Annotated in this window: 12 protein-coding genes; 9 read left to right on the plus strand and 3 right to left on the minus strand. The window is 76.2% G+C overall.

Annotated features, from left to right (window positions below; translation table 11 throughout):
- The first annotated feature begins 14 nt into the window (after nucleotides 1–14).
- The 4 genes from ACIQWA_RS34705 to ACIQWA_RS34720 all read left to right on the plus strand — a co-directional run bounded on the left by ACIQWA_RS34705 (nucleotide 15) and on the right by ACIQWA_RS34720 (nucleotide 2,772).
- Nucleotides 15–911, plus strand: coding sequence for an NAD(P)H-binding protein (locus tag ACIQWA_RS34705; RefSeq protein ID WP_402489477.1), 897 nt, complete (start codon nucleotides 15–17; stop codon nucleotides 909–911).
- Nucleotides 912–1,015: 104 nt separating this feature from the next.
- The gene (locus ACIQWA_RS34710; protein WP_402489480.1) at nucleotides 1,016–1,411 is read left to right on the plus strand and encodes a hypothetical protein; all 396 of its coding nucleotides are present in this window, start codon (nucleotides 1,016–1,018) and stop codon (nucleotides 1,409–1,411) included.
- 129 nt (nucleotides 1,412–1,540) lie between these two features.
- Nucleotides 1,541–1,873: a putative quinol monooxygenase gene (locus ACIQWA_RS34715; RefSeq protein ID WP_402489483.1), complete on the plus strand. Its 333-nt coding sequence runs from the start codon at nucleotides 1,541–1,543 to the stop codon at nucleotides 1,871–1,873.
- A gap of 140 nt (nucleotides 1,874–2,013) precedes the next feature.
- Nucleotides 2,014–2,772, plus strand: coding sequence for an IclR family transcriptional regulator (locus ACIQWA_RS34720; RefSeq protein WP_402489486.1), 759 nt, complete (start codon nucleotides 2,014–2,016; stop codon nucleotides 2,770–2,772).
- Nucleotides 2,773–2,797: 25 nt separating this feature from the next.
- On the opposite strand, the gene ACIQWA_RS34725 is transcribed toward ACIQWA_RS34720, so the two are convergent.
- Nucleotides 2,798–3,550 carry a DUF4389 domain-containing protein gene (locus tag ACIQWA_RS34725; RefSeq protein ID WP_402489489.1) on the minus strand — a complete coding sequence of 251 codons (753 nt, stop codon included), beginning with the start codon at nucleotides 3,548–3,550 and terminating at the stop codon, nucleotides 2,798–2,800.
- A 460-nt stretch (nucleotides 3,551–4,010) separates the two neighbouring features.
- On the opposite strand from ACIQWA_RS34725, the gene ACIQWA_RS34730 reads away from it, so the two are divergent.
- Genes ACIQWA_RS34730 through ACIQWA_RS34750 form a run of 5 tightly spaced genes read left to right on the plus strand, consistent with a single transcriptional unit; the run spans nucleotide 4,011 to nucleotide 17,626 of the window.
- Complete coding sequence (locus tag ACIQWA_RS34730; protein ID WP_402489492.1) at nucleotides 4,011–6,662, plus strand: DUF6603 domain-containing protein; 2,652 nt, start codon at nucleotides 4,011–4,013, stop codon at nucleotides 6,660–6,662.
- Between the two features lie 23 nt (nucleotides 6,663–6,685).
- Nucleotides 6,686–10,261 (plus strand): hypothetical protein, encoded by a 3,576-nt coding sequence (locus tag ACIQWA_RS34735; protein ID WP_402489495.1) that lies wholly within the window; start codon nucleotides 6,686–6,688, stop codon nucleotides 10,259–10,261.
- The gene (locus ACIQWA_RS34740) at nucleotides 10,258–14,907 is read left to right on the plus strand and encodes a hypothetical protein (RefSeq protein WP_402489497.1); all 4,650 of its coding nucleotides are present in this window, start codon (nucleotides 10,258–10,260) and stop codon (nucleotides 14,905–14,907) included. Before ACIQWA_RS34735 ends, ACIQWA_RS34740 begins: the two co-directional genes overlap by 4 nt.
- 2 nt (nucleotides 14,908–14,909) lie before the next feature.
- A complete protein-coding gene (locus ACIQWA_RS34745; protein ID WP_402489499.1) occupies nucleotides 14,910–16,625 on the plus strand; it encodes a hypothetical protein in 1,716 nt (571 codons plus the stop codon).
- Entirely contained in the window at nucleotides 16,622–17,626 is a 1,005-nt protein-coding gene (locus ACIQWA_RS34750; protein WP_402489502.1) for a WD40 repeat domain-containing protein, read from the plus strand. Before ACIQWA_RS34745 ends, ACIQWA_RS34750 begins: the two co-directional genes overlap by 4 nt.
- A 56-nt stretch (nucleotides 17,627–17,682) precedes the next feature.
- Here the strand turns inward: ACIQWA_RS34750 and ACIQWA_RS34755 are convergent, their stop codons facing one another.
- Both ACIQWA_RS34755 and ACIQWA_RS34760 read right to left on the minus strand, forming a co-directional pair.
- Nucleotides 17,683–19,530 carry a M64 family metallopeptidase gene (locus ACIQWA_RS34755; protein ID WP_402489505.1) on the minus strand — a complete coding sequence of 616 codons (1,848 nt, stop codon included), beginning with the start codon at nucleotides 19,528–19,530 and terminating at the stop codon, nucleotides 17,683–17,685.
- Nucleotides 19,527–22,355 carry a peptidoglycan-binding protein gene (locus ACIQWA_RS34760; RefSeq protein ID WP_402489507.1) on the minus strand — a complete coding sequence of 943 codons (2,829 nt, stop codon included), beginning with the start codon at nucleotides 22,353–22,355 and terminating at the stop codon, nucleotides 19,527–19,529. Before ACIQWA_RS34760 ends, ACIQWA_RS34755 begins: the two co-directional genes overlap by 4 nt.
- Nucleotides 22,356–22,408 lie beyond the last annotated feature (53 nt).

Genomic DNA, 22,408 nt, shown 5'->3' on the forward strand with positions numbered 1-22,408 from the left:
CCGAGACTCGACACATGATCGTCATCACCACTCCCACCGGCCAGATCGGCGGCCGGCTCCTCGACCTCCTGCTCACCGGACCGCGCGCCGCCGCCGAGGAACTGCGCGTGGTCGTGCGCGACCCGGCGAGGCTCCCGGAGGCCGTCCGGGCCCGCGTCGACGTCGTCGCCGGCTCCCACGACGACCCCGAGGTCGTCGACCGGGCCTTCACCGGCGCGCACGCCGTCTTCTGGGTCGTCCCGCCCACGCGCCAGGCGCCGAGCCTGGACGCCGTCTACTCCGGGTTCACCCGGGCCGCCGCCGAGGCCCTCACCGCCCACGGCGTCCCGCACGTCGTCGGCGTCTCCGCACTCGGCCGCGGCACCCCGGTCGCCGACCGCGCCGGGCACGTGACGGCCTCCCTGGCCATGGACGACCTCCTCGCGGGCACCGGCGCGGCCTACCGGGCGCTCGCCAACCCCTCCTTCATGGACAACCTGCTGTGGCAGTCCGCCTCGATCCGGGACCGCGGCGTGTACACCTCCACCGTCGCCGCCGACCGACCGGCGCCGCTGGCGGCCACCCGGGACATCGCCGCGGCCGCCGCCGACCTGCTGCTCGACCGCTCCTGGACGGGGACCGGCGAAGTCCCGGTGCTGGGCCCCGAGGACCTCTCCGCGAACGACATGGCGCGCGTCATGTCCGAGGTCCTCGGCCGCCCGGTCCGCTACGAGCGCCAGTCGCTGGACGACTTCCGCGCCTCGCTCGCCGGACAGGGCTACAGCGAGGCGCTGGCGGACGGCTACCTCGCCATGATGCGGGCCAAGGACGACGGACTCGACGCCGGGGTCGAGCGGACCCCGCAGAGCGCGAGCCCGACGAGCTTCCGCCAGTGGTGCGAGGAGGTGCTCAAGCCGGCCGTCCTGGCCTGACCGCCAGGCGCGCCGCACCTGTCCCGCCGGGCGGGCACCGGCCGGCGCCGGTGCCCGCCCAACCCGGTTGACGTCCCCTCCGGACGGATGATCGGCTCCTCCCCATGGACGACCGCAAGCCCGACGACCGCAAGCCCGACGACCGCAAGCCCGACGACCACCTCCCCGCCGAGGCGGTCGCCCTCCTGGAGTCGCTGCTCGCGGCGGACACCCCCGCCTTCCGCGCCCTGCGCGCCCAGATCCCCCACCTGCGGGTCACCGGCGGCTGCAAGTGCCCCTGCCCCAGCCTGGACCTGGCCCTGGCCGACCCGACCGCCGCACCCGCCGCACCCGTCACCGACACTCCCGCCGCCGAGGCCACCGTGGTCGACGCCGACGGCACCCCGATCGGCGGCGTCATGGTCTTCGTCACCGAGGGCCGGCTGTCCTACCTGGAGGTCTACTCCTGGGCCGACGAGCCGATCACGCGCCTCCCCTCCCCCGACCGCCTCCTGCCGTAGCGGCGCCACGGGGCTCCCGGCAGGGACGGTTTCCGGCATGGGTGGAATCGCGGTGCCGTGCGTTCCCCCGGCCGGGCGGTGGTCGGGCAGGGTGGGGGTTCGACCGTCTCCCCGACCCGAGAGAGCGCCATGATCTTCATCACCGTGAAGTTCCCCGTCCGCCCCGAGCACAGCGCGCAGTGGCTCGACATCGTCGCCGAGTTCACCGAGGCCACCCGCGCCGAGCCGGGGAACCTGTTCTTCGACTGGTCCCGCAGCGTGGACGACCCGAACGAGTACGTGCTCGTGGAGGGGTTCCGGGACGGCGAGGCCGGGCGGGCGCACGTCGAGTCGGCGCACTTCCGGCAGGCCATTGAGACGCTGTCCGGCGCGGTCGCCGCCAAGCCCCGGATCATCAGCGTCGACCTCCCCGACCGCGAGGGCTGGGACCTCATGGGCGAGATCACCCCGCGCGAGGCCTGAGCCCAGCAGGGCACGTCCCAGCCAGGCGCGGCCCGACCCGGACGCCGAGCGGGGCCGGACCGGGGGCCGGTGGCCTCCCCCGGTCCGGCCCCCGGCAGACTGGACGGGTCACGCCGCATCAGCAGGAGGAGCACCCCGTCATGGCCGGGCAGACCGGGCCGCGCGCCGCCGACCGCACCCTGGAGGTGCTGGAACTCGTCGCCGGGTCACCCTCGCCCGTCCCGGCCAAGGCCCTCGCCCGCAGCCTCGGCTGCGCCCTGTCGACGGCCTACACCCTCCTCGCCCCGCTCACCGAGCGCGGCTACCTGGTGCGCACCGACGGCGGCTACACCCTCGGCTACCAGGTCTCCGCCCTCCACCGCGCGTTCCAGCGGCAGATGGGCCTCACCGACGGCATCGACGGCGTGCTGGCCCGGATGCGGCACGCCACCCGCGCCTCGGCGAACTACGTCGCCTACCAGGGCGACGGCCTGGTGATCGCCGACGTGCGCACCCTCGCCGCCAACGGCGACCAGCGGCCCGACCTCACCGTCGGCGTCGACCCGCGCTCCCACGCCTACGCCCACGGCAAGATCGCCCTGGCCGCCGCCGGCCCGGCCGCCCGCCGCCGCTACCTGGAGCAGCCCGGCCTGCGCCGCTTCACCCCGCACACGATCGCCTCCGTCGAACGGCTCGACGAGGAGCTGCGGCGGATCCGCCGCACCGGCGTCGCCCTGGACGTCGAGGAGGCCCGGACCGGTCTGGCCTGCCTGGCGGCCCCCGTGCTCGGTACGGACGGCGCCGTGATCGGCAGCGTCTCCGTCGCCGTCCGCCCCGAGGAGCTGCGCGCCCGCCGCCACCAGCTGATCGCCGCCGTCAAGCAGGCCGCGCAGGAGGCCGCCCCGGTCCACCGGCCCTGACCCCCGGCCGCCCGGCCGCCCGCCGTCAGTGCGGGCCGGGCACGAGCGGGGCGATGACGTGCTGGGTCGGGTTGACGCCGTTGTCCTCGTCGTTGTCGTCGGTGTTCACCGAGGTGGTGACCGAGCTGGTCACCCAGGAGACCAGGCCGAGGATCAGAAAGAGGACCACCAGCCCGCGCCCGCCGCCGCTCAGCACCAGCGGACGGGTGGCCGACACCCGCTCGGGCTCGCTGTTCGGCTCCTCGCCGAACAGCCGCTTGGGGTAGGCGGAGGTGAGCATCACCAGGTAGGCGGTGTACCGCAGTTGGTAGCGCAGGATCGCGGTCGTGGCCTCGTACAGCGGCTGCGGCATCCGGCCGAGGATCAGCACCACCAGCCAGCTGATGAACGAGACCATCCACCAGCCCGCGTGCAGCAGGCCCTGCACGATCGAGGCGGGGATGACCAGGATGATCCGGAAGAGTACGGCCAGCCGGTTCAGTTCACCGGGCCGCAGCTCGACCTGCACCGGGTACTCGGGGGCGCTGAACCGGAACGGCGGGTAACGGTCCACGGTGAGCATCAGATACGCGGTGACCCTCGCCTCGTACGGGACGAACGCGGTGAGGTAGTCGGCGACGAAGCCGGGCAGCCGCCCGAGGACCAGCGCACCGAACCAGCCGATCACGGTGACCACGAAAGCCACCAGGGACAGCACCCACAGCACCACGAACTGAGGGATCAGCAGCAGCAGGCGCAGCAGCACCGTCCAGCGGTTCTGCGCGGCGGGCGCCGGCATGTCCAGGACGGGAAGCCACTCACGGCTGACGGGGGCGGGGGGAGCCTGCCACATCCGGGCCTCCACGGTCTCGGAACAACGGGACCCGGCAGTCGGGCACCGCCGGGTCCCTCCGAAGATCGCAGCCTCCCGCCCTCCCCGCGCGCCACGCTGCGCCGGACGGGTCACACCGCGCCCCGGCACCGGCCGGGGGCGGTCCCCACCGTTCGTACGCCGGTTGCCCGGATGCCCCAGTGCATCCACCGCCGCCACGCCCCGCCGAGTGGGCCGAACGGCGGGGGTGGATCCGCCGACGGGGTGATCCGACGGTGTGTCGGATCGGCATGTCGGCGGCGCGGGCGATGCGGTGGGCGATGCGTTCCCGGGGCCCGGCGCCACCGCGCCCGGCAGCGGAGCGCCGTGAACGACCCGGCGGGCAACGAGACCCGCGCTGCCGACGCCGCCCGAGGGGGTACCGCCCGTGACCGACTCCGTGGCCGAGCTGGCCACCGGGCTGCGGCAGGCCCTGACGGGCGTTTTCGGCACCCTGGCCGGCCTCGGCTCCGACGAGCAGCGACGGCAGGCCCTCAGGACCGCACTCGGGGAACTGACCCCCGGAGCCCTTCTCGGGCGGCTGACCGCACTCGGCGCCGACCAGGGCGGCCGGCTCCTCCCGGCCCTGGTCACGGTCCTCGCCCAGGCGATCGGGCAGACGGCCCCGACATGGCACCTCGACGTCCCCGGCGCCCTCAGGGTCGACGCCTCCCAGGTCGGACTGCTGGCCCCGGCCCTGCCCGCCGACCTCGTGTTCGCGCTCAGCGTCGGCGCTTTCCGGATCGCCCCCGGCGTCGAGGTGCGCGACGGGATCACCCTCACCCTCACCGCCCCTGCCGACGCGACCGGGGCGGGACTGGTCGTCAGGATCGGCGGGCTGAGCCTCTCGCCGCCCGGCGACGCGCTGCTCGCCCTGCTCCTGCCCGCCGGCGGCCCGCTCTTCGAGGGCGACGTCACCGCTCGGGCCGACGCCGGCGGCGTCAGCTTCGACGGCGGCGGGCGCAGCGGTGTCGCGCTGCCGCTGAAGAGCGTCCCGCCGCTGTTGAAGGCCCCCTCCCTCTACCTCGCGCCCCGGGCAGACGCGGTCCGGCTGACGCTCTCCTTCGGTGCGTCCGTGGCGGGCCTGGCCGAGGCGACCGTGGAGGGCGTGGGCGCCGAGGTCGCGGTGGCCGACGGCGCCGTCACCGTGACGCCGGTGGCGGCCGACGGCCTCGGCGTGCGGCTGGCGCTCGGCCCGGCCAAGGGCGCCGGGTACCTCAGGCACGACGGCGACCGGTACGCAGGAGCGCTGGCCCTGGGCCTCGGCGTGGTGGACGTCAAGGCCTTCGGCGTGCTGCACACCTCGCCGTTCGCGCTGCTCGCGGTGCTCAGCGCCGGGTTCGACCCGCCGATCGAGCTGGGGCTGGCGTTCACCCTGAACGCGGTCGGCGGCATCGTGGGCGTCGGCTACGCGATCGACCGGGACGGGCTCGCGGCCGCCGTGCAGGGCGGGCAGCTGGACCGGGTGCTCTTCCCCGCCGACCCGGTGGCCGCCGCCCCGCAGATCCTCACCACCCTGGACTCGGTGTTCCGCCCGCGCCCGGGCAGCATCGTGGTGGGGCCGATGTTCCGGCTGGGCTGGGGGCGGCCGGTGTCGTTCCTGACGGCCGACATCGGGCTGGTGCTGGAACTGCCGAGCGCGGTGATCGCCCTGCTCGGGCGGCTGCGGGTGGCACTGCCCGCGCCGCAGGCGCCGGTGATCGACCTGCGGGCCGCGATCGTGGGCATCGTCGACGCCGCCCACGGCCTGGTGGAGCTGACGGCCGATCTGGGCGGCTCGCGGCTGCTGCTCGCCCCGATCGAGGGCGGACTCGCGCTGCGGGTGAAGTCCGGCGACGACGCCACCTTCATCCTGTCCGCCGGGGGCTTCCACCCGCGCTTCACCGCCCCGCCCGGCTTCCCGGTGCCCAGGCGGCTGTCGATCGCCATCGCCGACAGCGCCTTCGTCAAGATCGTGTTCACCGGGTACTTCGCCGTCACCCCGGCCACCGTGCAGGCGGGCGCGTCCCTGACGGCCGTCATCGGCACCGAGGACACCGGGGTGTCCGGGCGGCTCGGCTTCGACGCGCTGGTGCGCTGGGAGCCGAGCTTCGGCCTGGTCCTCGACCTGTACGGCTCGTTCCACCTGCGCTTCGCCGGCGCCAGCCTCTGCTCGGTCGACCTCAAGGTGCTGGTCGAGGGGCCGACCCCGTGCTGGCACGTCGCCGGCCGGGCGAGCGTCTCGCTGTTCCTGTTCGACGTGAGCTTCCCCTTCGACGAGCACTGGGGCTGCACCGGCACCGCCACGGCGCCGCCGCCCCCGGACGTCGCCGGGCGGCTGCTCCAGGCCGTCACCGACCCGCGCAGCTGGGCTCCGGTGCCACCGCCGGACGCGGGCGCGCTGCCCACCGTGCAGCCGGACGCCCAGGGTGCCGCGCTGCTGCACCCGGTGGGACTGCTGCGGCTGAGCCAGCGCGTCGTCCCGCTGGGGGTCCCGATCACCCGCTTCGGCCCGGGGCGCCTGCCCGCCCCGCCGCCGACCTTCACCGTGGCCGTGGCCTTCGCCTCCGGCAGCGGGACGTCGGTACCGGTCACCGAGCAGTTCGCCCGGGCGGACTTCTTCGACCTCACCGACGACGAGAAGCTCACCCAGCCGGCCTTCGAACCGCTCTGCTCCGGCGCGGAGCTGGCTCCGCCCGCCGGCACCGGCGCCGCCCCGCGACGGTCGGTGGACATGGTCTATCAGACCATCGTGGTGGGCGGGGACCCGGCCGTCACCCCCAACGGCTGGCGGATCGAGGAACCCGCGCTGACGGCGGCCCTCGGCCACGGCGCGGTGGCGCTCAGCGCGCTGTACGCCGAGCGCACCCGGTACACGGCGCCGGGCCTGGCCCCGGCGCTCAACGCGCCCCGGTACGCGATCGCGGACCGGGCCACCCTCGCCGAGGCCGCGGGCGCGGCCCGAAGCGCCACCTTCACCGAGGCGCTGGTGTCACTGCGCGGGGTGTCCAAGCCGGGCACCGCCTTCCAGGTGGTCGCCGCCTACGAGCTGCACCCGTGACGAGAGGCCTTGAGGTGACGCAAGTGAACAGCTACACCTTCGCCGCCTGGGAGCGGGCCGGCGCCGCCGCCTCCCTCGGCGACCCCGACGACCTGGCCCGCACCGCTCCCGTCCGAGGGCAGCTGCAGCCGACCGTCGCGGTCAACGGCGGCGCACCGAGCACCCTCACGATGGAGGTGTACGGGCCCGGGGACGTCACGGCGTTCGACCCGCGCCAGATCGTCCGGCTCTACCCGCGCCCCGGGACGCCGGACGCCGAGACCACCCGCTTCCCGCTGGTCGAGTTCGACCGCACCGACCTGCCCTGGATGTTCACCCCGCTCACCGCCGGACCGGGCGGGGTGCTTCGCCCGTGGCTCGCGCTGGTCTGCGTGCGCGCCGGCCTGCGCCCGGTGCGGCAGCCGGGCCTGCCGCTGCCGGTGCTCCAGCTGGGCTCCACCGACACCGCGACCGAACTGCCCGACCCGGCCTTCCTGCACCTGTGGGCGCACACCCAGCTGGTCAGCGGCGACGCGAGCGACCCGCGCCGCTCCGTGTCCCGGCTGCTGGCGCCGCGCCGGCTCCAGCCGCACACCGACTACGTCGCCTGCCTGGTGCCCGCCTTCGAGGCCGGCCGCCGGGCCGGGACGGGCAGCAGCGGCGGCGACCTCGCCCCGGCCTGGACCCGCGGCGCCCCGGCCACCCTGCCGGTCTACTTCTCCTGGTCCTTCGCCACCGGCGACGCCGGGGACTTCGAGACGCTGGCCACCCGGCTGCGCGCCCGACCGCTGCCGCCGACCGCGGGCCTGCGGCCGCTGGACGTGAGCCGGCCGGGGCTGCTGTCCGGCTCGCCCGGCGCACTCGTCCAGCAGGCCGAGAGCGCCCTGCAGAGCCCGGACGTACCGCCGCGTACCGGGTGGCCGGTCGATGCCGCGAGCACCGCCTGGCGGCAGGACCTCGCCACCGCGCTCGACAGCGCCGCGCACGACGACGGCACCGAGGACCCGAGCATCCTGCCGCCCCTGTACGGCGGCTTCCACGCCCTGCGGGGCAGCGTCGAGCCGACCGCCACCGGCTGGTTCGACGCGCTGAATCTGGACCCAAGGTGGCGGGTCGCCGCAGGGCTCGGCACCCGCGCCGTACAGGGCGAGCAGGAGGCCCTGATGGCCTCCGCCTGGAGCCAGTTGGCGGACGCGCGGGAGGCCAACCGCTTCCTCGACCTGGCCGGCCTGGCCCGGCTGGTCGGCGTCCGGCTGCACCTGCGGCACGTCGCCGCGCTCTCCGCCGACGCGTTCCTCCACCTCACCGCCCCGCTGCGCAGCCGGACGCTGTTCGGCGACGCGACCCTGGAGAGCCGGATCCGGGACAGCGCCCTGCCCGCCGCGCTGGCGTCCGCGGCCTTCCGCCGGGCGACCCGGCCGCTGGGCCTGCTCAGCCGGCGGGTCGCCCGGGCGGCGGGCCCCGGCGGCGCGGAACCGGCGCTGCCGTTCGCCACGGTGATCAGCACCGTCGCACTGTCCCCGGTCGGCCTGGCGGCCCCCCGGTTCGAGCCGGACGGCGCGGTGGCCTTCGCCCTCCCGCCGGAGGGGCTGGTCTCGGCGGAGCGGCTGCCGGGCGTGCTCGACGTGCTGGGCCTGACCGGCCGAGGGCCGCAGGCCTGGGACGACCTGGCGGCGCAGGCCCTGGCCCGGGCCGCCGCCCGCGATGTGACGAGCGACCAGTTGGCCCGGGCTCCCGCCGTCGCCGAACCGCTGCTCGGCTCGACCGTGCGACTGCGCGCCCTGCCCGAGGTCGCCGTCCCGGCGGCCTTCTTCCACGGCTCCACGCTGGCGCCCACGGGCGAGCTGACCTTCCCGTCCGGCCGTACCGCACCCGGCGGACTGTCCCCGCTGACCGGGCCCGCCGCCGTCGACGGGACGTACACGGGCCTGTGGAAGGGCCCCTGGGACACCGACGAGGATGACAACGGAGGACCCTGGAGCGGCGACTGCGCCGGCAGCTGGAGCGCCCCGGGCCTGACCAACGGCCAGTGGGCCGGCACCTTCGCCGCTACCTGGGCCTTCGACATGACCGTCGACGACCCGGAGAGCGTGCCGGGCACCTGGCGGGCGGTCTGCACCGGCACCTGGTCCTGCGACCAGGACAACGGCACCTGGCAGGGCGTCTGCACCGGTACCTGGAGCGCCTACGAGATCCTGTCGGACGCCACCTTCAGCGGCACCTGGCGCTCCACCGCCTCCGCCGCCCCCACCGCCCGGCACGGCAGCTGGCACGGAAGCGCCCCGGGCACCTGGGACGGGCACGGCGCCGGGAACGGGGCGATCCTCGGCAACGGCGGGATCTGGCAGGCGCGCTGCGCGGGCAGCGTCCAGTGCGCGGTCGACGCCGGCCCGCCGCCCGACATCCCGCCCTGGACCCCGGACAAGCTCAAGGACGTCCTCGCCGGCTGGCAGCCCGCCGCCGGCCTGCCGCTCGACCGGATCGTCGACGTCGGCTACCTGGTGGACCATGCGGACGGGCTCGCCGCGCCCGCCGTCCTCGCCCTCGGCCCCGGGGACGTCCAGGCCGCGGTCGTCACCGCCCACCAGCGGATCGTCCGCGCCGCCGACGCGCCGGCGCTGCCGCCCCCGCCGCCGCTCGCGGTGGCCGACGCCCACCAGCAGGTGGCCGCCGCCCTCCAGCCCGCGCAGACCGTCGCGGCCGTGGTCGGCGCGCGGATCACCCGCCCGGCGCAGGCCGACGGGACCGGCGACGCCCCGATCACCTGGGCGCCGACCTTCCCCGACCCGATGTGGCGGCCGCTGGCCGCGCAGTCCACCGAGTGGCTGCTGGCCGGGCTCGCCGACCTCGCGCCCGACACGGCCACCCTGGCCGTCACCAACCCCGCCTTCGTCGAGGCCTACCTGATCGGCCTCAACCACGAGTTCGGCCGCGAGCTGCGCTGGCGCGAGTACCCCACCGACCAGCGCGGCACCTACTTCGCCACCTTCTGGGGCGCCGGGGCGGACATCCCGGCGATCCCCACCTGGGACCCGGCCCTGCCGATCGGCGGGCACCGGCCCGGGCAGCCCGAACGGGCCGTGCTGGTACTGCGCAGCGCCCTGCTGCGGCGCTACCCGGGCGCGATCGTGTACGCGGCGCCGTTCGTCCGGGGCGAGCCCGACGACACCCGGGCCCGGCGCCCGGTCTTCCGCGGCGCGGTGGACCCCGACACGACCTTCCTGGGGTTCGACATCTCCAAGGACGACCTGCTGGCCTCACCCTGGTGCTTCGTCATCGCCGAGCAGCCCAGCGAGCCGCGCTTCGGCCTGGAGGACGTCCCTCTGGCCTTCGGGCAGTCCTACCAGCCACCGCCCACGCCGGACCCGCCCACCGACGCGGGCGACTGGAACAACCTCAGCTGGAGCTACCTGTTCGACCGGCCGGAGGACCTCGACGCCGCCGACTACGCGCCCGGCGCCCGCCGGCCGGCCGTCGCCCTGGGCGACCTGGTCTGGGGCGCCGACGCCGCCGGAACCGCCCGGCAGACCTTCCGCCAGCCCGTCCGGGTGGTACTGCCCGCCGCCGCGCTGCTGACGCCCCCCACACCGCCGACACCCCCCACGGGAGTACCCGGATGAGCGATCTCGGCGCCCTGCGCCAGGCCGTGGCCGACGCCGACGCCGCCCGGGCCGCCCTGCCCGCGGATTCGACCCCCGCACAGCGCCGGGCGGCGCTCGACGCCCTGACCGCCGCCCGCGCCGCGCTCGACGCCGCGGTGCGGGACTTCGTCGGCGGGGCCACCGACGACGAGCTGCTCGCCCGCCTCGACCCGGCCGTCCCCCTGCTGCTCACCCCGGTGCGCCTGGAGACCCGGCTGGGCCCGGACGGCGGGGCGCCCGACACCCTGCGGGTGCGGATCTTCCCCGACGACGTCCACATCGAGTCCCACGACCCCGAACTGACCGACGGTGAACGGCAGCAGGGCCTGCGGTACTGGACGGCGGTGTGGCGCGCCGGGCGGGCCGACGACGACCGGCAGAACGGCGCCAGGATCCGGCTCGCCGCCTGGGACCAGCTGGTGGGCACGCTCGGCGCGGCCCGGGCCCGGTTCGTCGCACGGGTGCTGGCGCCGCAGGTCGACGACCGCCCGCCGCAGCCGCTGCCCGACGGCCCCGAGGGCCCGGTGCCGACCCTGCGGGCGGTACCCCAGCGCGGCCGCGGCTGGGTCCGCCCGGCCGCCGCGTCCACCCTGCCCGACCGGTTCGTGGCACTCGCCTTCCAGGGGGACGTGCTGGTCGGCAGCGCCCCCGGTGAGGTGGTCCCGGACACCGTCCAGGTCGGGCCGGACCCGGACGCCGTGCCGGGCGACGACGGCACGCCCGCAGCGGCCCCGGCACCCGCGGACGGGATGCCGCTGGACCCGGGACTGCGCTGGCTGGTGGACTTCGAGACCGCCCGTCGGAACGGACTGGCGATCACCGTCAAACTGTCCGACCACCCCGAGTACGACCCGCACCGTCGGCCGCTGCTCAGCCGGGTGCTGGTCCTGGGCGTCACCACCTCGATGGACCCGCAGGCCGGCGCCGACCGGCTTGCCGCGGTGCTCTCCGCCCGTGCCGACCACGGTGACGCGGCGTTCGTCGCCCAGGGCACCCCGACCAACAACACCGCCGCCCTCCGGGCCACCCCGGCCGACGCCCCCGACGTCGAGGCCATGCTGGCCGAGGCCGCCGGGCATCGGGCCACGGCCGACCCGCTCGCCAACTCCGCCGTCCTGGCCGCCGCACTCGGCGTGCCGCCGGCCGCACTGGCCGGGCTGCCGGGCGCCGCCGACACCGAGCAGGCCGATGCCCGCTCGCTCCAGCTCGCCGTGTGGAGCGCCACCGGGGACTTCTTCGTCGAGCAGCTGCTGGCCGGCGAAGGCGGCGAGCAGGCGCCGGTCGACCGGGACTGGCTGCGCGCCCACCACGTCGACCGGGTGCGCGCCCGCGGCCCGCTACCGGTGCTGCGCCTGGGCCGTCAGCCGTACGGGGTCCTGCCGGTCACCGCGACGGCCCAGTGGCACCCGGCCGCGGACACCGAACCTGCCGGGCTCACCGGCCTGCACCGCACGCTCGCCACCATGCGCCCCTTCTGGGAGGCCGGCGTCCCCGGCCTGCCCAGGGTCGGCGGGCCGGACCAGCCCGGGGAGCCGCTCGGGGACCAGGGGGTGCCCAAGCCGGAGCGCGACGTGCTGCGCGCCCTGGGGATGGCGCCGGTGTCCGCCGCCACCACCGTGCGCGCCGTCCGCGGGGCGGTGAACGCCGATCTGCACCGCCTGCTGCTGAGCGCGCTGGAGGTGAGTGCCGTGCCCATGGAGAAGCTGCTCTCCCGGGCGCTCGACCACGCGCTCGGCCTCGACTACCAGCCGAAGATCACCCAGAACCAGAACGAGGCGCAGGCCACCCGGCTGTGGATCCCGCAGGCGCGCCTACTCGCCCTGCCCCCGGGAAGCGACCCGGTCGAGGAACTGGCGACGTTCCTGGAGAACACGGTCGACCGCTTCCAGTCGGTGCTGGTGGTGGCCGGCCCGCAGCAGGCCAGAACCCTGCTGGAGGCCCTGTTGCAGCAGTCCGCCAACCTGGAGTACGCCCACGCGGCCGCCGCCCTGGGCCACCAGCACCAGCTCGTCGACAGGCCCCGGTTCGCCTTCGCCGAACTCGGCCTGGCCCCGCAGTCCGCCCCCGCTGTCACCAGCGCGGCCGGAGTGGCGCTGCGCCCGTTCAGCATCCCCACCCTGTTCGCCCTCACCATTCCCGGGACGGGCACCGCCCCCGCGCTGCCGATCGAACAGGTGCTGCGGGCCGACCGCGCCCTCCTCGGCCCGTCCGTCGCCTCCGCCGCGCGCGGCAACGGTGTCTTCGCGCCGACCGGGCAGGAGAGGCCGTGGAGCCGCACGCTCGCCGAGATGGACGCCGCTCTCCAGTACCTGGCCAGGCGGGTCCGCGACTGGGGGCGCGCCGGCCGGGACCCGTTCACCCTGGTCGAAGGGCTGCTCGGCGAGTGCCTGGACCTCGTATCGCACCGCCTTGACGCCTGGATCACCTCCCTCGCCACCGCCCGCCTGGCCGCCATGCGCGCGCCCACCGCCCGCCCGGCCGGGCTCCAACTCGGCGCCTACGGCTGGGTGGAGGACCTCTCACCGCGCGAGGCGGGCCACCCCCGCAGCTCCGGATACGTCCTCGCCCCCTCGGTACCCCAGGCGACCACCGCCGCCGTGCTGCGCAGCGGATACCTCTCCCACGCGGGCGACCCCGGCGCCTTCGCCGTCGACCTCTCCTCCCGGCGGATGCGCACCGCCATGACGATCCTGGACGGCGTCCGCCAGGGCCAGCCGCTCGGCGCCCTGCTCGGCTACCGCCTGGAGCGCAGGCTGCACGAGGCCAGGACGGACGACCTGCGGCCGCTCGAACTCGACCGGGTCATCGCCCCGCTGCGCGCCCTCGCCCCGCTGCAGCCCGTCCCCGGCACCGGGAGCGCCGACACCCCGGAGGTGGTCACCGCCCACGACGTGGTCGACGGCCGCAGGATCGCCGAACAGACCACCGACCAGGTCCTGACGGCCCTTCGCGCGAAGGTGACGCCCCCGCTCGATCCGGCCGCCGAAGTGCCCGCCGTCACCGCCGCCCTGACCGCGCTGCACGACGACGTCGACGCCCTCGCCGACCTGCTGCTCGCCGAGAGCGTGCACCAGCTGACCGGCCGCAACCCCGAGCGGGCGGCGGCCACCCTGGCCACCCTGGCCGCGGGCGGGCAGCCCCCGCCCCGGCCGGAGGTCCTCGACCTCCCCCGTCAGGGCACGCCGGTGACGCACCGGCTGATGGTCGTCGTACCGGACGGCACGGCCCGGGCCGCCGGCTGGGACACGGCCGCGCAGACCGCCAGGGCCAGGGCCCAGGCGGAGCCCCGGTTCGACGCCTGGGCGAGCAGGCTGCTCGCCCCGCCCGACCGGATCAGGCTGCGGGCCGCCTGGCAGCGCCTCGGCCAGGATCCGGCGTCGGCGACCGTCGCCGAACACCCCTGGCCGCTGACCGACCACTGCGCGCTCGACGTCGCCGCGCTGGCCGGCGCCGGCGTGCTGCGGGCGGTGCTCGCCGCCGCACTGGTCCGCCCGGCCGGCGTCCCGGCCGACGCGGTACCCGTCCCGCTCGACGACCGGGCCCCGGAGTGGGACCACGACGTGGTGGCCCTGCCCGAGGCCGAGGCCCTGGCCAAGGCGGTGGCCGCCGTCCTCGCCGGGGCCGTCCCCGGCACCCCGGCCCATCTGCGCACCGCCACCGCGGCCGTGCCGCCGCCCGCCGAGGGCGACCTGCGCAACCGGGCCGTGCTCGCCAGGGACGGCCTGCGCACCGCCCAGACCGTCGGCGACCTCGACGCCATGGCCCAGTACGGCGTCGTCCCGCTGCGCCTTCCCGGCGACGAGCCCGCCACCGTCCTCGCCGCCGCCCGGCGGGAGGCGAGCGCCCGGCTGGCCCGCGCCGACGCCGCCCTGTCACCCGCCCCGGGCGCGCCGGGCCCGGCCGCCGCGCTGGAGGCCGTGTTCGGCCCCGGCTTCCGGGCCGTCGACCTGATCGCCGCCCCCGACCCGCGGGAGCTCGGCGACTCGCTCGGCGCCGGGCTGGTCCGCGGCGACGACGAGCAGGCACCACGGGACTGGCTGGAGCGGATGGGCGCGGTCCGCCCCGGCGCCGGGCGGCTCGCCGACCTGCTGCTGCACGCCGGCGCCACCGGCACCGGCGCCGCAGTGGCCCTGAAAGTCGGCCAGACCCCGTTCGGCCCGGGCGACCACTGGGTGGCCGCCCCCGGTCGGGACGCCGGCGCTCCCCCGGCGACCGGCCTCGTCCTGCACGCGCCCGCGGACCTCGACGCGAGCGCGAAGCTGGCGGTCGCGGTGGTCGACGAGTGGAGCGAGGTCGTCCCCGGCCGCACCAGGACCGCGGCCGCCGCCTTCCACTTCGACGCGCCCGGGGCCCGCCCGCCGCAGTCGCTGCTGCTCGCGGTGCCGCCGGTCCCCGGCGCCCCGTGGACCGTGGCCACCCTGGCCGCGGTCCTCGGCGAGGCGCTGGACCTCGCCAAGCTGCGGCTGGTCGACCTGCAAGCGCTCGCCTGGCTGGGCCGGTACCTGCCGGCCGCCTACCTGCCGGACACCGCCCTCGGTACCGCACCCGGCGTCCTGTTCAAGGACCTGATGGCCGAGGCCGTCCGACTGGGGGTCTTCGACAAGCTGTTCAAGGAGGAGTCCTAGCCGTGGTGGACAAGCTGACCTTCGCCCACTACCACCGGCTGGAGCCGGTGGTGCGGGCCGCCGGGTCCGGCGGGCAGCTGGACCAGGCACTGGAAGCGGGCGTGGCCGACCCGCTCTTCCTGCTGGCCCGGCAGTGGCAGCTGGCCGAGTTCGCCGGGGAGGACGACGGCTCGCCGGTGAGCGCCCGTCTGGAGGTCACCGGCGCCGTGGTCAACCGCTTCCGGCCCGGTGACGACGGCACGCCGCAGCCGCTCGACGACGGCGTGCCGCTGGAGTACCTGGTGGAGGCCGGCGGGACCGCACCGGAGCTGACGCTGCGTGACGCGGCCAGGGCCGGCCTGCGGTTCCTGGACGGCCTCGGCAAGCTGCCCGCCGACGTCCGCGCGCGGACCGCCCGGGCCGCCGTGGCGCGCTTCCCGCTCGGCACCCCGCCCGCCGTCGAGGGAGTGCGCGATCCGGACCCGGCCGGGCGGGCGCTGGCCGCCGCCCTCGCCGTCCGGGCCCCGCACGGCGGCGCCCTGGCCGAGGGCCTGGCCGCCGGCTGGCACCCCGACGGGCTGACCGCCGACCAGAGCGCCGCCTTCGACGCCGCCGCCGCCCGCTGGCGGAGCTGGTTCACCGCCGAGCACACCGCGCCGGCGCCGTCCAGCTGGGTCGCCGAGCGCCTGGAGCACCGCTTCGGCGTGGGCGCGCAGCTGGGCGGCACACAGCTCGTCCTCACCGCGCCCGAGTACCCGGGCGGCCGGATCGAGCCCTACCACCTCGACCTCGACACCCGCCCCGGCCAGTCGCTCGCCGCCCCGGCGTCGACCGACCCGCCGGTCACCGTGACGACCCTGCCGACCAGGGCCACCTACCCCGGGATGCCCGCCGACCGCTGGTGGGAGTTCGAGGACACCACCGTCAACCTGCCCGCCGTCGACGCCGGACCGCCCGACCTCGCCCGCCTGCTGGTGGTCGAGTACGCCAACGTCTACGGCAGCGACCACTGGATCGTCCCGATCGACCTGCCGGTCGGCCGGGTGCACCAGGTCACCGGCTTCACCGTGGCCGACACCTTCGGCGAGTCCGTGCCCGTCGGCGCCGCCGAGGACGGCGGCTGGTCGGTGTTCCGTCCCGCCGACCTCACCACCGGCCGGCCCGGACCGCCGTTGCTGCCCCTGCTCGCGACCGTCGCCGACCCGGTGGAGGGCGCCGCGGTCGAGGAGGTCGTGTTCGCCCGGGACGAGCTCGCCAACGTCGGCTGGGCGGTCGAACGGACCGTGCGCGGCGCCACCGGACGGGCCCGGCCGCGCGGCGACGAGACCCCGGACGAGGATCCGCCGCCGCCGGACCCCGGCGCCGGCACGCTCGCCTACCGGCTGATCACCTCGGTGCCCCCGCACTGGATCCCGCTGCTGCCCGTCCCGCTGCGCGAGGGCTCGACGGCGATCCGCTTCCGGCGCGGCCAGGTGCCGCGCTTCACCGCGGACGGCCGGCCACGGCCCCAGGTCGCCGCCGTCGGCCGGCTCCTGGAACCGGAACGGAAGCCCTGGTACGTCCGGGACGAGGAGGTCCCGCGCTCCGGGCTGACCGTCTCCCGGGCCCCGGTCGCGGCCCGCGGCCCGGACGGATCCGTCCTGCACTGGACCGGGCGCAGGGTCAGGCCGGGCCTGGGCGAGCTGTCCAGCGGGCTCGCCTTCGACGCGGCGTCGGCGCCCGGCGGGGGCGCCTCGTGACCGCGCCGCTGCCGGCCGGCTTCCTGGCCTCCGAGTCCCAGTCGTTCACAGTGGTGGGCTGCACCCCGGACGGCGCGGAAGTCCTCGCCGCGGACACGGCCGGCCGGTTGCGGCACTGGGACCGGGCCAGTGGCACACCGCTCTCCGACTGGCTCCCGGTGCACGACCGCACCATCTGGGCGGCCGCCGTCACGCCGGACGGCCGGGAGTTCGTCACCACCGGCAGCGACGGCACCGTCCGCCGCACCCGCCGGGCGGACAACACGCCGGCCGCGGAGCCGTTCGAGGTCGTCGGCGACCCGCTCGCCGACTGGGTCCGCGCGCTGGCCCTGACCGCCGACGGGGCGGAGGCCGTCACGGCCACCCAGACCGGGGTGGTGGGCCGCTGGAACCTGGCCCAGGGCACCTCGGCGGGTCCGCCGCTGACCGGCCACCGGGGCGCGGTCCGGGCGCTGGTGCTGGTGGCGGATGACCAGGAGATCGTCACCGCGGGCGAGGACGGCACGGTCCGCCGCTGGGACCGGTCCTCCAGCGCCCCGCTGGGCGCCCCGCTGGACGCCGGCTCGGGGACCGTCCTCGCCCTGGCGGTGACGCCGGACGGCGCCGAGGTGGTGACCGGCGGCTTCGACGGGTCGGTACGGCGCTTCGAGCGCCTCACCGGTGCCCCGGTGGGCGCGCCGATGACCGGGCACGGCAAGCCGGTCCACGGGGTGGCGCTGACCCGGGACGGCGCCGAGATCGTCTCGGCGGGCAGCGACGGCACCGTGCGCCGCTGGGACCGGCTCTCCGGAAACGGGCTCGCGGCGCCGTTCGTGGGGCACGTGGGGAGCGTGTGGGCACTGGCGCTCAGTCCGGACGGCACCGAGATCGTCACCGGCGGCTTCGACGGGTCGGTACGGCGCTGGGATCGACAGACCGGTCTGCCGCCCGCCCCGGCGCGGGCGGGGACGCGGACGGTCGGGGTGTCCCGGGTGGAGATCCACGGGCGCACGCCGTTCTGAGGGCGGCCGGCGGGGGCCGTGGGGCGGCGTGGATCGTGCGGGCCGGCCGTGGCCGGTCACCCGGGGGTGAGCACGACGGCGCGGAGTGTCCGGTTCTGCGTGCTGTAGAAGTACAGGTTGTCGTAGTCGCGCGTCAGCCCGGCGATCGGGAACGGCCCCATCATCGGCATCCCGACCCCCTGGATCGAGTGGCCGCCCGGCCCCGGTGCCGGGAGGACCGCGCAGACGGGGTCGATCCCGTCCCCCTGGCGGTGCACGTAGTGGATCGAGGCCCGGCCGGTGAGCGCCGAGTAGCGCAGGACGTAGCAGCGGCCGGCGAGGACGAAGGCCGCCGCGTGGGTGATGTCCCTGGTCCAGAAGTTCGGTCCGCGGCTGAACGCCATGGTGAACCCGGACGGGGTGATCGCGCGCAGGGCCACTTCCCCGGTGTCGATCCGGTAGGTCAGGACGAGCGGAATGCCGTCCAGCGGGACCGCCGTCACCACGTTGTGGCCGGCGCCCCACTGCATCGTCACCACCGGGGATGGCGCGGCGTCGGCGGCGACGAGCCGGAACAGCTGGGCGTCACCGGTGAAGCTGTTGTAGCCGAGGTAGTGCGGGGCGCCGCCGATGTCCAGTGTGACGACGTGGGTGTGCGAGGCCTGGCCCGGCGGCGTCTCGACCGCTTTCTGGAGGAAGTTGCCGGGCAGCTTGAGCCGGAAGACGGCCTGGCGCCCCGTGTCGCCCTGGTGACCGAGGAAGTGCGGGACGCCGTTGAGTTGGAACGGCGACAGCCACGTCCAGCCGGGGCCGATGGACCCGGCGCCCTGCGAGGGGTTGAGGACGTCGATCGGCGGTGAACCGTCGGGGCGGCGGTCGGACAGCAGGTACATGTTCGTGAACGTCACCGCGTAGGTGCCGGCGCCGACGTGGTAGGACAGCACGCCCGTGCCTGGGTCGTCGGGGAAGGTCTGCACGTGCGTCCACAGTCCTGCCGTCGTGCTGATGCCGCCGCCCTGCTTCAGCACGTAGTGCCCGAGCACGGCGCGGCCGGTGTTCTCGCACACCCCGCAGAACGGGGCCGTCGACCGGCGCATCAGGCACGTCAGCGACGGGCGGAATATTCCACAGTCGAAGTGGGCCGTTCCCTCGTAGGCGCCGACGGTGCCGGCCGGCGTCACGATGGCCGGGTGGCGGCGGACGCAGGGCCCGCCGGTCACCGTCGTCGGGACGAGGTTCTGCGGCAGGGTGATGAACTCGCTCCACTTGATCTCGGGGATGGCGGTCGCCGTGGTGGCGTTGGGGACGTCGAGATCGGCCGGCCGGGGTCGGAAGGTCGTGAGCGGGTCGGAGTCCTCGTCGTTCTGGTACTGGTACTCGTCCGCCAGGTCGAACGCCTCGTGGGCGAGCTCGTGGACGGCGATCGCGGGCCACAGGGAACCGACTTTGGTGAACCAGCCCACCCCCTCGGACATCAGGCCGCCGTCGGTCAGGCTGTTGTTCACGATGACCAGGAAGTGCGTCACCGCGGCGAGGCCGGGCCGGGAGCGCACGAAGGCCTTCACCGCCGTGTTGTCCCCGTGGACCGCCCGCTCGATCACGTGTCCGTCGCTGCCGCGGCTGCGGTTGAACATCGCGCCGAACGCGGTGCCGAACGGCGACACCGCGGGCACCGGGTCCTTCGGGACGATCGTGTTCCCGGTGTTGGCGGAGGCGATCGGGGCCTTCACGACCACCAGTTGCCGGCGCAGGTCCCGGTGGCTGAACGGCGGGGTGTTCAGCAGCCGGACAGCGACCGCGGCCGCGTCCTTGTCGAAGAGGCCGGCGTCCAACTCGGCCCGGGTGTACCCCTCGGACACGATCGCGACGGTCCAGCCCGAGGCCACCCCGTCCGGGTGGCCCACGACGTAGTCGTGGGAACTCATGACCGGCCTCCGGTCAGCGGGACGGTGAGGACCTCAGTGGCGGGCTGGTCGAGGGCGTCGGCACGCAGCGGGCTGCTGAACACCACCAGCTTCCGTGCCCCGGGCAGGACCGGGGCCAGCAGTTCGAAACCGCCCTGGGGGCTGTCCACGGCGGGTGACCGCAGCGAGCCGTCGTCACCGTCACCGGGCACCTCGGCCAGGACGGGGACCGGCTGGTGACGGCTGCGGCGGTAGAGCACCTGGTCCTGGTCGCCCCGCAGCTCGAACCAGAAGCCCGCCAGGCCGTCCGTGGCGGGCGGCGGGTCGGCGCCCAGCGGGCAGGTCATGGCGAGGTCCTCGCGGGAGACGAACCGGATCCGGGGCGTCTGCCCCTGCGCGGCCGGATCGCAGGCGAAGGTCAGCCGCATCGTGGCGGTGGCGGCCCCGGCGATCGGCACGGCGGCCAGCGCGGCCCACACCGCGGGCGAGACCTTGCCCGGGTTGGTCGCCGGCAGGCCCCGCCGGGTCTGGAAGGCCAGGACGGCGGCGTCGGTGTCCGCCGTGAAGCGGCCGTCGACGGTGAGCTGCGGCGTCGCCCCGGCCTGGTTGAGCAGGTCCTGCACCACCGCTACCGGTGGGCCGGCCATCTCCGGCGTCCGGGGCCCGGCCTCCAGCAGCGGCAGCTGTCCGACCAGCGCCAGCTCGTACCAGGTCCGGGTGTCCGTCGTGCCCGTCACCGGGAGCCTGCGGCCCTTCTGGAAGCTCTCCAGGGCGGCCCGGGTCAGCGGCCCGACGTTGCCGTCCACGGTCAGCGCGGGGGTGGTGCCGGCCGCGTTCAGGAGGGCCTGGGCCAGCTTGGCGGCGCCGTCCACCAGGTGCGGGTCGGCCATCTGGGCCAGGAGGGGCAGCGCGGACCAGTCGAGCGGGGCGGGCAGCGGCCGGTCCGGGACCGGTGGGCCGCCCGGATCGGTCTGGTCCTGGGTGAGGGTGGCCGCCAGCTGCCGGGCGTGGGCGTTGACCGTCGGGTCGACCAGGGCCGGGGCGAGCACGGCCAGCCGGTCCAGGGCCTGGACGGCGTCCTCGGCGGGCTGCTCCGCCTCGACGGGGCGGCCCGCGGCGACCAGCCGGTCCGCGAGGCCGGTCAGCGCGCGGGCGTACAGGGCGAGGCGGGGGCCGGCCTGGTCCGTCGGGGGAACGAAGGCGTCCAGGGTGTCCACCGCGGCGGCGGCGGAGGTGACGGCCGCCTCCGTCAGGCCCTGGGAGGCCTGCTGGTCGGCGGTCGCGAGCAGGGCGCTCGCGGCGGTCAGGGGGTCGGGGGTGCCCGCGGCGGCCTCGATCCGGTGGTGCAGGACGGTGGTGCTCGGCGCGAGGCGGTCGTCGCCCGGGAAGACCGCGGTGACCTGGTGGTCACCGATCGACAGGGCCGTGGTGCCCAGGCTCGCGACCCCGGTGGCGTCCGGCCGGGCGGCGCCGAGCACGACGCCCGCCTCGGTGAAGGTGACCGTGGCCTGCGGGCTGCCCGCGGCCGGGTCGTCGGGCAGGACCGCGACCTCGAGGGTGACCTCCTGGCCGGGCGGGGCGGGGTCCGGTGGCGTGGCGTAGAAGCCGGCCGGGGCCGGGTCGGTCGGCGTGGTGGGGAAGCTGACCGTGCCGTCCTGGCCGACGGTGAACGGCGTGGTGAACGGGCCGTTCGCGGTGCGCGGCAGGTAGCCGGGGGCCGGTGCGACCACGGCGAAGAGGCGGCGCGGGGACTGGGCGCGGACCCCGACGGGGGCGAGGTCGACCAGGTCGCTGTCCGCCTGCTCGGCGTCGACGACCAGCGGGTAGCCGAGGACGACCAGGCTGTCGGTGCCACGACCGGCCTGGAAGCCGTCGCAGTCCGCCGGGTAGTCGACGGTGCCGTCGAGCCGGAGGTCGTAGCGGCACCCCGTCAGGGAGGTTCCGGCCTGGAAGCCGTAGCCGTCGGCGGGGATCACCCGCAGGCGGTGGGTGACATCGCGCGGGAGGAGCAGTTGCGGCTGGAGGGACAGCAGGTCGTGGGAGAGTGCACGGCCGTCGACGGTGACGTCGTACCCGTGGACCGTGAGGGTGGCGCCGACCACGGACGCGAAGCCGTTCGTCCGCGCGTCGAGCCGGGCGGCGCCGCCGCTCAGCGTGATGGCACCGTCGGGCCCCACGTCGTACCGGAAGCCGCTGACCGGCCCGGACGGACCGGCCTGGAAACCGTAGCCCGTTCCCGGGATCAGCTGCAGCCGGTGCGGGGCGTCGTTGGGCAGGCCGGTGCCGGAGTGCGTCGGGTAGAGGTCGTGCGCGAGGTCCCGGCCGTCGACGGTGACGGTGAAGCCCTGGACGGCGAGGGAGGGGCCGGTCGCGGTGGCGAAGCGCGCGGTGGCCGCGTCGATGCCGACGGCCCCGTTGCGGGCGACGCCGAAGCTGAGCGAGGCGGAGACGGAGGGCACCAGGAGGCGGTAGTCGGCGGCCGGGAGCAGCACCAGCGGACTCGCCCCGGCGGCCAGCACCGCGCCGCCGGGGTCCAGGACCAGGGCGTGGCCGAGCGCGGTGCTGTCCAGCGTGACGGGCAGGCCGAGGACGGTCAGCCGTCGTGTGCCGCGCCCGCTCAGGAAGGTGTCCAGGGCCGGATCGAAGTCCACGGTCGCGTCGGCCCGCACCGCGAACACCAGGTCGGCGGGCGGTAGCCCGCCCTGCTGCAGGTGGAAGCCCTCACCGACCGGCAGGGTGACCGTCGGCGGCGGCGCGGTGGAGCCGTCCAGCACGGCGGCGCCGGCCTCCGGGACGGTGAACCGCGGTACGGTCAGCCGCGAGGTGTCGATCTCGATGTCGGGCATGGCAGCTCCCTGATCGAGCTGGTCGGGCGCCGGGCCTGGGCGTGCCCCGGTGC

The organism is Kitasatospora sp. NPDC098652 (genome assembly GCF_044760155.1).
In the GTDB taxonomy this organism is placed as follows: domain Bacteria; phylum Actinomycetota; class Actinomycetes; order Streptomycetales; family Streptomycetaceae; genus Kitasatospora.

Coding starts and splice junctions, on each gene's coding strand:
- ACIQWA_RS34705 (WP_402489477.1), top strand. CDS start 15: ATGATCGTCATCACCACTCCCACCGGCCAGATCGGCGGCCGGCTCCTC.
- ACIQWA_RS34710 (WP_402489480.1), top strand. CDS start 1,016: ATGGACGACCGCAAGCCCGACGACCGCAAGCCCGACGACCGCAAGCCC.
- ACIQWA_RS34715 (WP_402489483.1), top strand. CDS start 1,541: ATGATCTTCATCACCGTGAAGTTCCCCGTCCGCCCCGAGCACAGCGCG.
- ACIQWA_RS34720 (WP_402489486.1), top strand. CDS start 2,014: ATGGCCGGGCAGACCGGGCCGCGCGCCGCCGACCGCACCCTGGAGGTG.
- ACIQWA_RS34725 (WP_402489489.1), bottom strand. CDS start 3,550: ATGCCGGCGCCCGCCGCGCAGAACCGCTGGACGGTGCTGCTGCGCCTG.
- ACIQWA_RS34740 (WP_402489497.1), top strand. CDS start 10,258: ATGAGCGATCTCGGCGCCCTGCGCCAGGCCGTGGCCGACGCCGACGCC.
- ACIQWA_RS34755 (WP_402489505.1), bottom strand. CDS start 19,530: ATGAGTTCCCACGACTACGTCGTGGGCCACCCGGACGGGGTGGCCTCG.
- ACIQWA_RS34760 (WP_402489507.1), bottom strand. CDS start 22,355: ATGCCCGACATCGAGATCGACACCTCGCGGCTGACCGTACCGCGGTTC.